The 12,461-nt window shown below is 70.8% G+C and carries 9 protein-coding genes, 1 pseudogene and 1 riboswitch; of the genes and pseudogenes, 6 read left to right on the plus strand and 4 right to left on the minus strand.

What is annotated here, in order from left to right; translation table 11 throughout:
* Nucleotides 1-233: 233 nt before the first annotated feature.
* Together OCJ37_RS17575 and OCJ37_RS17580 are read right to left on the minus strand one after the other, a co-directional pair.
* Nucleotides 234-2,510, minus strand: a complete 2,277-nt coding sequence (locus OCJ37_RS17575; RefSeq protein ID WP_263110980.1) for a transferrin receptor-like dimerization domain-containing protein — start codon at nt 2,508-2,510, stop codon at nt 234-236.
* A 32-nt stretch (nt 2,511-2,542) separates the two neighbouring features.
* Nucleotides 2,543-5,170 (minus strand): TonB-dependent receptor plug domain-containing protein, encoded by a 2,628-nt coding sequence (locus OCJ37_RS17580; RefSeq protein WP_263110981.1) that lies wholly within the window; start codon nt 5,168-5,170, stop codon nt 2,543-2,545.
* A gap of 173 nt (nt 5,171-5,343) precedes the next feature.
* On the opposite strand from OCJ37_RS17580, the gene queD reads away from it, so the two are divergent.
* Both queD and OCJ37_RS17590 read left to right on the plus strand, forming a co-directional pair.
* The gene (gene queD, locus OCJ37_RS17585) at nt 5,344-5,700 is read left to right on the plus strand and encodes a 6-carboxytetrahydropterin synthase QueD (RefSeq protein ID WP_263110982.1); all 357 of its coding nucleotides are present in this window, start codon (nt 5,344-5,346) and stop codon (nt 5,698-5,700) included.
* Nucleotides 5,701-5,970: 270 nt separating this feature from the next.
* Nucleotides 5,971-6,342: a phasin family protein gene (locus OCJ37_RS17590; protein ID WP_263110983.1), complete on the plus strand. Its 372-nt coding sequence runs from the start codon at nt 5,971-5,973 to the stop codon at nt 6,340-6,342.
* A gap of 438 nt (nt 6,343-6,780) precedes the next feature.
* On the opposite strand, the gene bioD is transcribed toward OCJ37_RS17590, so the two are convergent.
* Entirely contained in the window at nt 6,781-7,473 is a 693-nt protein-coding gene (bioD, locus tag OCJ37_RS17595; protein ID WP_263110984.1) for a dethiobiotin synthase, read from the minus strand.
* 284 nt (nt 7,474-7,757) lie between these two features.
* On the opposite strand from bioD, the gene OCJ37_RS17600 reads away from it, so the two are divergent.
* The 4 genes and pseudogenes from OCJ37_RS17600 to OCJ37_RS21020 form a co-directional block, all read left to right on the plus strand.
* On the plus strand, nt 7,758-8,240 hold the full coding sequence (locus tag OCJ37_RS17600; protein ID WP_263110985.1) for a free L-methionine (R)-S-oxide reductase MsrC: 483 nt from the start codon (nt 7,758-7,760) through the stop codon (nt 8,238-8,240).
* 7 nt (nt 8,241-8,247) lie between these two features.
* Nucleotides 8,248-8,691: a TfoX/Sxy family protein gene (locus OCJ37_RS17605; protein ID WP_263110986.1), complete on the plus strand. Its 444-nt coding sequence runs from the start codon at nt 8,248-8,250 to the stop codon at nt 8,689-8,691.
* 302 nt (nt 8,692-8,993) lie between these two features.
* Nucleotides 8,994-9,210, plus strand: a riboswitch (cobalamin riboswitch).
* Nucleotides 9,211-9,324: 114 nt separating this feature from the next.
* Nucleotides 9,325-11,196, plus strand: coding sequence for a TonB-dependent vitamin B12 receptor (gene btuB, locus OCJ37_RS17610; protein ID WP_263110987.1), 1,872 nt, complete (start codon nt 9,325-9,327; stop codon nt 11,194-11,196).
* A gap of 191 nt (nt 11,197-11,387) precedes the next feature.
* Nucleotides 11,388-11,518, plus strand: a pseudogene (locus OCJ37_RS21020) (GNAT family N-acetyltransferase); the annotation flags it as partial.
* A 46-nt stretch (nt 11,519-11,564) separates the two neighbouring features.
* Here the strand turns inward: OCJ37_RS21020 and gph are convergent.
* Nucleotides 11,565-12,218: a phosphoglycolate phosphatase gene (gene gph, locus OCJ37_RS17615; RefSeq protein ID WP_263110988.1), complete on the minus strand. Its 654-nt coding sequence runs from the start codon at nt 12,216-12,218 to the stop codon at nt 11,565-11,567.
* Between the last annotated feature and the right edge of the window lie 243 nt (nt 12,219-12,461).

Raw genomic sequence — 12,461 nt, forward strand, 5'->3', positions numbered from 1 at the left:
CGGCGCGAGCCGTCGCTCGCGACGATCTCGGCCGACAACGCCCGTCGCGGCGATGACCCGAAGCCACCGAGAGTCCCGCGACGCGCCCCTGCCCGCCGCAAGCCGCCCGCTCGCCGATCCGATCCTGACCGCAGGGACGCGGCTCCCGGCTGCTCGCGCAGGCGGATGCCGTCCGGCCCGGCGCCGCGCGCGGCAGGCGCTGCCGCACGCACCATCGCGCCGGAGCGGCCGCCCTAGCCCTCGATCAACGCGGCATTGCGGTCGATCTGCGCGCGATACGCGTCCAGCACCGCGGCGGTACGCACGATGTAGGTGCGCAGGTCGTCCCAGCGCTGGTCTTCCAGCGCCTCGCGGATGCCGGGCAGGGTCTTGACCTCGTAACCGGTCGCCAGTCCCGGCGCGTAGACCAGATTGCGGTACCACGCGCGTCCCGGCAGCCCTTCTTCGGCCAGCAGGCTCTGGTCGATGCGCTGCAGCGAGGCGTTGAGCTGGCGCCGCGTCGCCGCGTCCAGCGTGCCGCCACGGGCGGCCAGTGCCGCGTCGTAGCGCTGGCTGCTGGATTGCAGGCGGGCGATGGCCTGGTCCAGCGCGGCGAAGTCGATCGGCGGCACCGCCTGCTTGGGCTGCGGCGGCCGCAGCGGACGACTGGGATTGTCGGCCGCGCGGTACGCGCCGTCGCGCAGCAGCGCGGCCTGGGTCAGCGCCGCCTCGCGATCGCTGTCGGCCTGCTGCTTGAGCTCCTTGGCGTAGCCGGCCACCGCGTCGGCGAAGTCGCCGAAGCGCTGCGGCAGCACCGGCGCATTGGCCACCCGCAGCACGGTGCGGCCGACCGTCTGCGACAGCAGCGGCAGATAGCGGAAGTCCGGATCGATGAAGCGCGCGAAGTAGTCGTAGGAATCGTAGAGCGAGTGGTAGACGCCGTTGCCGCCGCCCTGGCCGCCGTAGCCCAGGTCCAGCGTGGCCAGGCCCAGATGCTGCAGGAACGGGCTGTAGTCGCTGCCCGAGCCCAACGCCTTGAGCGGCAGGTCCTCGCCGGCCGCCGCCTTCCTGGCGATGTCCTTCTGCGCCGGCTTGGCGCTGGGCGCCAGCGCATCCAGGCGCGCGCGGGCGCGTTGCCGCTCGAGCACGCTGACCCCGCTGTCGGGATCGCGCAGATCCGCGGCCACGCCGTTGACCAGCCGCTGCAGCGCATGGCTGCCGCCGGCGTTGAGGAAGCCGCGGCCGTTGCCGTCGGTGTTCACGTACAGCACCGCCTTGCGCCGCAACTCGTCGGCATGCTGTTCGGCCCATTCGGTGGAGCCGAGCAGCCCGGCTTCCTCGCCGTCCCAGCTGGCGTAGACCAGGGTGCGCTTAGGCCGCTGGCCCTGCCGCGCGAGTTCGCCGATCGCCTTGGCCTCGGCCAGCAACGCGGCAGTGCCGGACAGCGGATCGGCGGCGCCGAACACCCAGCCGTCGCGATGGTTGCCGCGCACCACCCACTGGTCGGGGTACTCGCTGCCGCGCAACGTGGCGATGACGTTGTACAGGGTCTTGCGCCCGCTCCAGTCGGCATCGACCTTCAGGTGCACCTGCGCCGCGCCGTCGCCGCCGAGGCGGTAGGTGATCGGCAATGCGCCGCGCCAGTCCTCCGGCGCCACCGGGCCGCGCAGCGCGGCCAACAGCGGTTGCGCATCGCCCCAGCTGATCGGCAGGGTCGGGATCTTCAGCACATTGCGCGCCTGCTCGATCGGCAGGCGCTTGGCGCCGGCGGTGGCGCCCACGCCGGGCGTCAGCGGATCGCCGGGATAGATCGCGAAATTGGCGACCGAGCCGCGCTGCACGCTCCACTGGTTGCGCGCCGGACCGTCCGGATACGGCAGGTCCTGGAAATAGCCATCGTCGCGCGGATCGGAATAGATGATCGCGCCGATCGCGCCGTGCTCCTGCGCCAGGCGCGGCTTGAGCCCGCGCCAGCCCTTGCCGTAGCGGGCGATGACGATCTTGCCGCGCACGTCCACGCCGTTGCGCGCCAGCGCCTCGTAGTCCTCGGCGATGCCGTAGTTGACGTAGACCAGGTCGGCGGTGACGTCGCCGTTGCCGCCGTAGATCACGTACGGCGGCAGCACGTCCTGGGTCTGCGTGGAGGTGCTGTCGCCGGGCAGCGGCGGTTCCTGCAGCCGCGCCACGTACGGGCGCGCGCCGAGCAGCTGCAGTTCTGCGCTCTTCGGCGACGGCCACAGCACCTCGTACTGCTCGATCCGCGCGTCCCAGCCATAACTGCGCAACCGCGCCTGCAGGTCGCGGGCGTTCTCCAGGTTGTGCGGGGCGCCGACCTGGTTGGGGCGCGAGGACCACTGCCTGAGCCAGCCGCGGTAGTCCGCGTCCTGCAGCCCGGCATCGAAGCGCGCCTCCAGCGCGCGTTGCGCCTCGGCGGCCGCGGCGTCGTAGCCGGGCAGCGACGCCGGCTGCGCGAACGCGGAGGAAACGGCGAGGACCAGGACCAGCCCGGCACTGCGGCGGCGATGCGACATGAAGACACTCCTTGGACGTGGCATGGGCGAGCTCAGAAACGGTAGTCGAAACCGACGGTGAAATAGCGGCCGCGCAGGTCGTACTGGGTGAAGTCGTAAGGCGCGCGGATGCCGGGGAAAGAGGCGTCGTACGGCGGCTTTTCGTCGGCCAGGTTCTCGATCTTGGCGTAGAGGGTGAGCCTGTCGATGCCGCGGTAGCCCAGGTACAGGTCGAACTGGTCGTAGTGGTCGACCCGCGACTGCACCGCGCTGGCCGCCGCGCTGGCCTTCTGCGCGTAGCCGCCGCTGTAGTACCAGGTCAGGGCCGCGCTGACGTCGCCCAGGTTCCAGTCCAGCGTGGTGGTCGCCTTGTTGCGCGGCAGCGACGGGCCGAGGTTGCTGCCGGCGTAGTCTTCGAGCGGACCGCCGACCACGGTCGGCCGGCGGTAGTCGCGCACATGGGTGTAGGCGCTGCTCAGGCCGAAGTCGCCGAGCGCGGCGCTGCGCCAGCGCTGGCGCAGTTCCACGTCGATGCCCGAGGTGCTCAGCTCGCTCAGGTTCTGGTAGCGGTTGTAGACCGCGACCAGCTTGCCGCGCGCGTCGCGGACCACGTCGGCCGGGTCGTTGTTCTGCACCAGGGTGGCGACGTTGCCGGTGCCGATCAGGTGCTCCAGCTCGATCTTGTACCAGTCCACGCTGAGGCTGGTGTCGGCCCAGGGCGACAGCACCACGCCGAGGTTGTAGCTGCGCGTGCGCTCCGGATCCAGGTCGGTGTTGCCGACGGTGAAGAAGGTCGGATTCTGCCGCGAGCCGGGCACGTCCGGATCGTACGGGTCCACCACCGAACCGTAGGAGATGTTGGTGCTGGCCGCGTTCTCCGACAGCGACGGCGCGCGGAAGCCGCGCGAGGCCGCCGCGCGCACCAGCAACGCCTCCAGCGGCTGCCAGCGCAGGCTGACCTTGGGCGAGAACGCATCGCCGAAATCGCTGTAGTGGTCGCCGCGCCCGGCCAGCTGCAGTTCCAGCGATCGCAGCAGCGGCACGTTGACCTCGGCGTACAGCGCCGACACCTCGCGCTTGCCGTCGACCTCGGCGATCGCCGGGCGGATCTGCAGGCCGGCGTCGATCTGCCACGGGTTACGCGACACCAGCTCCTCCTGCCGCCACTCGGCGCCGGCGGCGAAGCCGACGCTGCCGGCCGGCAACGCGAACAGGGTGCCCGACAGCTTGGCATCGACGCCGCGCAAACTGGACCGCGCCGGCCGCAGGGTGCTGAGGTTGATCGCATCGATCACCGATTGCGGCGTGGCCGCCGGATCGAGCAGGTCGTAGCTGCCGTCGGCCAGCGCCTGGGCCAGGGTCCAGCGATTGGCGAAGCCGCCGGACACCGTCTCGTGCTCGCTGCTGCGCGCGGCGAACGCGGCCGCCTCCCAATCCCAGCGCGCGAGCGAACCGCGCACGCCGCCGAGGAAGCGGTAGGACTGCGAGCGGTTGGTCTTGATCGACTCGCCGAGGTCGAAGAACGTGTATTCGATCGGCACCGCCACGCCGTAGGGGTTGTACGGGCTGGAGGCCGGCAGCAGGTTGGAGACCGGCTCGGCCAGCCCGGTGTTCGCGTTCAGGGCGAAGCGCCCGCCTTCCAGGGTGAAATAGGGGCTGGAGCCGAAGATCGACACGCCCTTGACCTCGCTGTAGAGCGCCTCGCCGAACGCCTCCAGATCGTCGCCGAGCCGGAACGTGGCGTTGGTGTAGGCCTGGTAGCGCTTGGTCGAGGGAATCAGCGTGGTGTACGGCGCCTGGTTGAACGCGCAGGTGTCGCCGGCCAGTCCGTCGATCGGCGCGCTGGCGGTCAGCACCGTGCCGTCGGGGCACTGGCCCTGTGCGTCGAGCATCGGCACCGAACGCCCGCCGACCAGATAGCGCGCGCCCTTGGCCGACCAGCCGTTCCAGCGGCCGCCCGGCGAATCGGTGTAGATGCCCGAGCGGGTCAGCGCGCGCTGGTCCTGGTCCAGCCGGTCGCGGTTGTAGGCATCGAAGCTGAAGAGGAGGTTGTAGCCGTCGCGGTCCAGATCGCCGATGCCGCCGATGAACTTGGCGCGCTGGGTATCCAGCCCGCCCTGGTCCGAGGTGCCGCCGCTGAGGCCGAGCTCGGCGCCCTGGAAATCCTGCCGGGTGATGATGTTGACCACCCCGGCGACCGCATCGGACCCGTACACCGCGGACGCGCCGTCCTTCAGCACTTCGATGCGTTCCACCGCCACCAGCGGCAGGGCGTTGAGGTTGACGAAGGTGTCGCCCAGGCCGTTGGCCGGGAAGCCGTAGTTGGCCAGGCGCCGGCCATTGAGCAGCACCAGCGTGTTCTTCTGCGACAGGCCGCGCAGGCCGATGCCGGCCGAGCCGGAGGCCCAGCCGTTGTTGGTGGTCTCGTTGCTGGCGTTGCCGGTGTTGGCCGAGATCGAGCGCAGCGCGTCGGCGACGGTGAGCTTGCCGGACCGCTCCAGTTGCTGGCGGTCGATCACCTGCACCGGGTTGGGTCCTTCGCTGTCGCTGCGCTTGATGTTGGAGCCGGTCACGCTGACCGTCGCCAGGGTCTTTCCGGTGGCGTCGTCGGTGCGGGACTGCGCAGCGGCGACGGGGGCGAGCAGGACGCTCGCAAGGCTCATGGCGAGCAGGTGGGGCATGTGCGGCTTCACGTGGAGGTCCGTAGGCGGGGCGCACCAGTGGGCCATCGCCACCTGCTTAACGAAAATTACATAACTGCATACGAATATGTCTTCGCGTGACATGCATCGACACCATGCCGCGCTTCGGATGCCGCGATGGCCAGGCCCGGCCTGGCTTTACAATGCCGGGCATGGATATCTTCAAAGTCTTCACCCTCGAAGCGGCGCACCGCCTGCCCAACGTCCCGCCCGGCCACAAGTGCGCGCGGTTGCACGGGCATTCGTTCCGGGTCGAACTGCACGTCAGCGGCGAGCCGGGCGCCGACACCGGCTGGGTCATGGACTTCGGCGACATCAAGGCCGCGTTCGGCCCGATCTACGACCAGCTCGACCACCACTACCTCAACGACATCGAGGGATTGGAGAACCCGACCAGCGAGCGCCTGGCGGTGTGGATCTGGGAACGGCTCAAGCCGGCGCTGCCGTTGCTGAGCGAGATCGTGGTGCACGAGACCTGCACTTCCGGCTGCCGGTACCGTGGGGCGTGAAGCAGGGATCGGGATGGGGATTGGCAAAGGCGGCATCCCGATGTGCGAGGAGTCCCTAGTGCGTCCCTCCGGAGTGCCCGTTGCAGCGCAAGTGGCGTCCGAGTGGCGCGTCGCCGGGGGTGGATGGGCGCCGGGCCTCTTGGCTCAACTCGTTGATTTGCAAGCCAGTTTGAACGAAACCTGAGCGGCTTCAGAAAATTTTGTTGCATTGCAGCAGAATGCGCGTATGTTGCACTGCAACAGCAATCGGCATTCCTCTGGAGTTGCATGATGTCCGCTCAATTCAACGATCAGTTCAGCAGCTATACCCAGCAGTTCGCCGCCGCTGCCGCGCGGGCCAACCGTCTGGCGCTGGAAAGCGCCGAGAGCGTGTTCGGCGTGCAGCTGAAGACCTTCGAGAAGAACGTCGCCGCGACCACCGGCTTCCTCGGCGAGCTCACCGAAGCGCGCGACCTGGGCAGCGTGCAGTCGCTGTGGCCGAAGGGCCTGCAGATCGCCCGCGACAACTTCGAACGGCTGGCCACGGCCAACCAGGAAGTGTTCGGCCTGGGCCTGAAGACCTCCGAGGCCATCGGCCAGCTCGCCAAGAACCAGTTCGAGGCGGCCACCGACCAGGCCGCGCCGAAAGCCAAGACCAAATAAGCAACACCAGACAAGTCCGCTGCGGCGCTGCCGCACGACTGACCAGTGGTATGCGCGGGTCCCTCCCCCCGCGCCACCCAGGCCCGGTAGATCCCTCCCTCTACCGGGCCTTTTTTTGGCCGGGATTCGGGATTGGGGATTCGCAACGGCGTCAGCCTACTTCGACAGTGCGGCCAACAGCTTCACGACCAGCGTCCTTCCCGCATCGTCGGTGAGTCTCCATCTCGCGGAACTCGACGTACACGCTGAAAGCAGTTTGCGGTTGGCCAGCGACCGCTTTTGAGCACACCGCGTTTTTGTCGGGAACGGCTGGAGGGGTCGAAACAGGTCCTCCAACGCCTGGACGCATCACGCATCACGATGCGATGCACGGCATTGACGCTCAGGTCCCCGTCGGCCGGGATTCGCGATGTTCGCACGTGTTCGGCATTCCGCGAATCAGCCCTGCGTCTGCTCGCCCCGCCATGGCGACAGCGATGCGGCCAGTTCCGCCGGATCCGGTTGCGGCCGGTACGGCAGGCGTCCCCAGCACGGCACCGGCAAGCGCTCCTGCAGCATCGCCATGTTGTCGTCGATGCGCTGCATCGCCGGATCGATCTCGTTGCCGATCCAGCCGATGCAGCGCAGGCCGTCGGCGGCGATCGCCGCGGCGCTGAGCCGGGCGTGGTTGAGGCAGCCCAGGCGCAGCCCGACCACCAGCAGCACCGGCAGCGCCAGCGCGCGCGCCAGGTCGGCCTGGTCCAGCGTCGCCGACAACGGTGCCGCCCAGCCGCCGACGCCTTCCACCACCACCACGTCGGCTTGCGCGCGCAGGCGCGCGAAGGCCGCGGCGATCGGCTCCAGCTCCACGCGCACGCCGGCGTCGGCGGCGGCCAGTTCCGGCGCCAGCGGCAGCGGCAAGGCGTAGGGATTGAGGTCGGCGTAGTCCGGCCGCGGCGCGCTCGCCGCCTGCAGCGCCAGCGCATCCTCGTTGCGCCAGCCGTCCGCCTCGCGCTCGCAGCCGCTGGCGACCGGCTTCATGCCCACCGCCGACTGCCCGCGCGCGCGCAGCGCATGCAGCAGCGCGGTGCTGGCGACGGTCTTGCCGATGCCGGTATCGGTGCCGGTGACGTAGAAGGCGGGAAAGCTCATCGCTGCATCAACCTCGAGGCCGCCGCATGCGGCGCGGCCGCGCAGGATAGCCGGCGCGGCGCGCCACGTCAGCGCCACCGGCGGCCTGTCCGGGCGTCCGGAGCGGCCTGCCGCGTGGACGGATGCGCACGAGGGCAACCGGCGGCGCGCAGGTCGAGCGCTGGCGCACGACGGCAAGGCCGCTGCGCATCCGCGCGCGGCGTCCCGGGTGGGGTCGCGGCCGGCCCATCGCGCCTCGCCCGCCTGGCGCACAGGCCGCCATCGGCCGCTGCTAGACTCGTGCGATGTTCGCCTCCTCTTCGCTCACCGGCAGCAAGCCGGAACAATACGCCCAGCTGATCGCCCAGGCCCGCGCCCTGGTCGACGGCGAGCCGGACCGCATCGCCAACGCCGCCAACCTGGCAGCGCTGGTGTACCACGCGCTGCCGCGGCTGAACTGGGTCGGCTTCTACCTGTACGACGGCAAGGAACTGGTCGTCGGGCCGTTCCAGGGCCTGCCGGCGTGCGTGCGCATCCCGCTGCACAAGGGCGTATGCGGTGCCGCGGCCAGCAGCGGCCAGACCCAGCGCATCGACGACGTGGAGGCCTTTCCCGGGCATATCGCCTGCGACGCGGCCTCGCGCTCGGAGCTGGTGGTGCCGCTGCTGCGCGACGGCGCGCTGATCGGCGTGTTCGACCTGGACAGCCCGGACCTGGCGCGCTTCGACGCCGACGACCAGCACGGCCTGGAAGCGATCGCCCAGGTCTTCGTCGACGCGCTGCGGTGAGCCGGCGATGAGCACCGAGAAGCTGCGCAACATCGGCCCCAAGAGCGCGGCCTGGCTGCGCCAGGTCGGCCTGCGCACGCAGCAGGACCTGGCCGCGGCCGGTGCGGTCGGCGCGTTCCTGAAGGTCAAGCGTGCCGGCTTCAAGCCCAGCCTCAACCTGCTGTACTCGCTGGAAGGCGCGCTGACCGGCTGCCATTGGCAGGAACTGCCCGAGGCGCGGCGCGCGCAACTGCTCGGCGAGCTGGAAACCGCGGCGGCGCAGCTGCCGGCGCCGCGCGGCCTGCCGGTGGCCGGGCCGGTGGCGACCACCCACTTCGACCGCGACGGCGACCGCAGCGACGCGCCCTACGCCGACTACGCGCACGATGCCTCCGGCGGCCATGGGTACGACGCCGAGCGCGACCATGACCGCGCCGACGACGACCGCGGCGGCGAGCGCGACGCCGACTGATCCGCGCGCCACCTGCTCGCATCGCCCATCCCCGGGTAGGCCGCGTTGGGCGACCCCGGGCATGCCGGCGGATCGCGCCCAGCGCGTTGCCGACGCCGGCGGTGGCCAGCGACCCGGTCTCCGTCAGGCCGTCAGCCGCTGCCGCGTGGCAGCGCTGACGGCGCCGGCTGGCGGCCTGGCAGGCGCCTTTGCGGACCGCGGCGTCGCCGGGGAGAGGACATTGCCCCCCTTTTTCCTCGCCGCGAACGCGCAAGCGCGGCGCGACCTGCACGGGAATGGGCGACACGCCCCGGGGATCGCGTACAATCGCGCCGCTTCAAGGTGACCTGCCGGCCCCGGCCTGCAGGTTGAAACGGGAAGCCGGTGCGTCTTGCGACAAGGCCGGCGCTGCCCCCGCAACGGTAAGCGATCCGCGCTGACGACTTGCGCCACTGTGCCTGGCACGGGAAGGCGTCGCAGCCGGGAGTTCCGACTCCCAGATCGCCAGCCCGGAGACCGGCCTTGCAGTCCACTGGTTGCGATGCGGAGGGCGTCGCGGCGTGCCGCGCCGCGTCTGGCGCCGTCCGCTTGCACCTTCCGTTCGCGACTCCTTCGCCGTCACTGCGCGCACCCGCGCGCCGGAGTTGCTGCCCCATGTCGTCCCGCCTGCTTTCGGTCGCGATCGCGTCCGCCCTGTCCCTGCCCTCGCTGGCGCTCGCCGCCGATGCCGCCACCGACCTGGACCAGGTCCTGGTCACCGCCACCCGCACCCAGATCTCGGTGGAGGACAGCGTGGTGCCGGCGCAGGTGATCGACCGCGCCGAGATCGAGCGCAGCCAGGCCACCTCGCTGGCGCAGCTGCTGCAGGGCCGCGCCGGCATCGGCGTGTCCAACCAGGGCGGGCTGGGCAAGCTGACCACGCTGAGCCTGCGCGGCAGCGAATCGGACCACGTGCTGGTGCTGGTGGACGGCGTGCGCATCGGCTCGGCCAGCGCCGGCCTGGCCGCGTTCCAGGACCTGCCGCTGGGCCAGATCGAGCGCATCGAGATCGTGCGCGGGCCGCGTTCGAGCCTGTACGGCTCCGATGCGATCGGCGGCGTGATCCAGATCTTCACCCGCCGCGGTGGCCAGGGCCTGCAGCAGAACCTGAGCCTGGGCGCGGGCAGCAACGGCCTGCGCGAGGCCAGCGCCGGCTTCAGCAACCGCGGCGAGCGCGGCTGGCTGTCGGTGCAGGGCGGCTACCAGAAGACCGACGGCATCAACGCCTGCAACGGCTCGGCCACGCTGTTCGCCGGCTGCTTCGTCGACCAGCCCGACCGCGACGGCTACCGCAACACCTCGCTGAGCGCGCGCGCCGGCTACGCGCTGAGCGACACGCTGCGCATCGAAGGCCAGGCGCTGAACATCGACAGCCGCAACGAGTACGACGGCGATGCGCTGTTCGCCGGCAACGAGGCCGACAACACCCAGCAGGTGTTCGGCGGCAAGCTCGACTGGACCCCGTCCGAGCGCGTGCACGTGGCCGCCCAGCTCGGCCGCAATACCGACCAGGCCGACAGCTACTACCACGCCCCCGGCAGCGATACGCGCAGCTTCGTCAGCACCTTCGACAGCCGCCGCGACACCGCCTCGCTGCAGGGCGATTTCGGCCTGGCCGACGGCCACCTGCTCAGCGCCGGCGCCGACTGGCAGCGCGAAGAGGTCACCGGCAGCACCGCCTTCGACGTCGACCAGCGCGACAACACCGGCGTGTTCGCCGAGTACCAGGGCCGCTTCGGCGCGCAGCAGCTGCAGGCCAGCGTGCGCAGCGACGACAACGAGCAGTTCGGCCAGCACACCACCGGCAGCCTGGGCTGGGGCCTGGCGCTGGACGGCGGCTTCAAGCTCACCGCCAGCATCGGCACCGGCTTCAAGGCGCCGACCTTCAACGACCTGTACTACCCGTTCGCCGGCAATCCGGAGCTGAAGCCGGAGAAGTCCCGGAGCGGCAACCTGGGCGTGGCGCAGTACGCCGACACCTGGAACTGGACCTTCAACGTCTACGAGACCCGCGTCGACGACCTGATCTCCTACGACGCCGTCAGCTTTCTGCCGGTCAACGTGGACGAGGCGCGGATCCGCGGCGCCGAACTGACCGGCTACGCCACGCTGGCCGGCTGGGAACTGTCGGCGCAGCTCAGCCATACCGATCCGCGCAACCGCAGCGACGGCGCCAACCGCGACAACTGGCTGGCGCGGCGCGCGCAGAACACCGCGCGGCTGGACGTGGACCGCGGCTTCGGCCCGGTCAAGCTCGGAGTGACCGCGTTCGGCAGCGGCCACCGCTACGACGACGCGGCCAACAGCGTGCGCCTGGCCGGCTACGGCACCGTCGACCTGCGCGTGGAATACGCGTTCGCGCCGGACTGGACGCTGCAGGCCAAGGCCAGCAACGTGTTCGACCGCGACTACCAGACCATCAACTGGTACAACCAGCCGGGCCGCGAGTACGCGCTGAGCCTGCGCTACGCGCCGGCGGCGCGCTGAGGGAACCAGGCGCTGCGCCGCACGGCGCAGCGCTTGCCGCGGCGGTCGCGAACGGCCGATGCCGGGCACGGCAGCATCGACACCGACGCTGCGGTTCTTGTGGGAGCGGCTTCAGCCGCGACCGGGCGCTACCGGTAAAGCGTCGCGGCTGAAGCCGCTCCTACAGGATTGGAACGCATGACCGCTTCGCGCGGCTGTTCCTCGGCTGCGCAGCCGACCCGGCGGTGCGCTCGCACGGTTTCTATCGGCACCTGGCTGGCGTCCCACCGGCGAGATCGATGACCTGGGCGATGAAGTGCTGGAGTACCGGCTGTCGGCTTGATCTGCCCGCAAGCCCGAGCCTGCGCTCGGGCAGCGATTGCCGGCGGCTACGCCAGCGCCAGCAGCTCGCGCATGTCGTCCATCAGCAGCACCACGTCGGCCTTGGCCAGGTCCAGGTCGCGCGGATAGCCGTAGCGCACCAGCGCCGCCGGCATGCCCGCGGCCTGCGCGGCCTGCAGGTCGGTGCCGGAATCGCCGACCATCAGGCAGCGCGCCGGCGGCTGCGCGAAGCGCTGCGCCAGGTGCAGCAGCGGCAGCGGGCTGGGCTTGCGCTCGGGCAGGCTGTCGCCGCCGAGCAACGCGGCGAACGCATCGGCCACGCCGAGGTGGCGCAGCAGCGGCGGCACGAACGCGGACGGCTTGTTGGTGCACAGCGCCAGCGTCACTCCGCGCGCGTGCAACTGCGCCAGCGCCTCGGCCACGCCCGGATACAGGCGCGGGCTGCGCAGCAGGCATTCGGCGTAGTGGCGCATGAAGGTCGGCATCACGGTGTCGACCGGGGTGCCGTCGTGCGCATGCCGCCACGCGGCCTCGACCAGCTTGCGCACGCCCTCGCCGATCCAGCCGAGCACGGTGGCTTCCGGCACCCGCGCCAGGCCGAAGTCGGCCAGGGTGCGATTGAGCGCCTCGGCAATATCGGCGCCGCTGTCCACCAGCGTGCCGTCCAGATCGAAGACCACCAGCGCGTACGGAAACGTCATCTCGTTCTCGGGTGCGGAAACCGGCGCCCATTGTAGGCGCCATGCCCGCGCGCGCCGTGGCGACATCGCGGCACGGCCACGCGTGGAAACGCGCGACCTGACTCCAGCGGCGCATGCTCGGCGCTGCTGCGGGCGCGATGCGCGTACGCCGAAGGCGCCCCGCGTGCCGAATGCAAGGCGGGCGCTACGTACTGCGGCCGCTTCCAGCAGCACGCTGGCTGCGTGGCGGTGGGTGCGCAGCGG

This window comes from Xanthomonas sp. AM6 (genome assembly GCF_025665335.1).
In the GTDB taxonomy this organism is placed as follows: domain Bacteria; phylum Pseudomonadota; class Gammaproteobacteria; order Xanthomonadales; family Xanthomonadaceae; genus Xanthomonas_A.

Excerpts from the sequence above, each read along its gene's own strand:
- OCJ37_RS17575 (WP_263110980.1), bottom strand. The coding sequence starts at position 2,510 with ATGTCGCATCGCCGCCGCAGTGCCGGGCTGGTCCTGGTCCTCGCCGTT.
- queD (WP_263110982.1), top strand. The coding sequence starts at position 5,344 with ATGGATATCTTCAAAGTCTTCACCCTCGAAGCGGCGCACCGCCTGCCC.
- OCJ37_RS17580 (WP_263110981.1), bottom strand. The coding sequence starts at position 5,170 with ATGCCCCACCTGCTCGCCATGAGCCTTGCGAGCGTCCTGCTCGCCCCC.
- OCJ37_RS17600 (WP_263110985.1), top strand. The coding sequence starts at position 7,758 with ATGTTCGCCTCCTCTTCGCTCACCGGCAGCAAGCCGGAACAATACGCC.
- gph (WP_263110988.1), bottom strand. The coding sequence starts at position 12,218 with ATGACGTTTCCGTACGCGCTGGTGGTCTTCGATCTGGACGGCACGCTG.
- btuB (WP_263110987.1), top strand. The coding sequence starts at position 9,325 with ATGTCGTCCCGCCTGCTTTCGGTCGCGATCGCGTCCGCCCTGTCCCTG.
- OCJ37_RS17605 (WP_263110986.1), top strand. The coding sequence starts at position 8,248 with ATGAGCACCGAGAAGCTGCGCAACATCGGCCCCAAGAGCGCGGCCTGG.
- OCJ37_RS17590 (WP_263110983.1), top strand. The coding sequence starts at position 5,971 with ATGTCCGCTCAATTCAACGATCAGTTCAGCAGCTATACCCAGCAGTTC.
- bioD (WP_263110984.1), bottom strand. The coding sequence starts at position 7,473 with ATGAGCTTTCCCGCCTTCTACGTCACCGGCACCGATACCGGCATCGGC.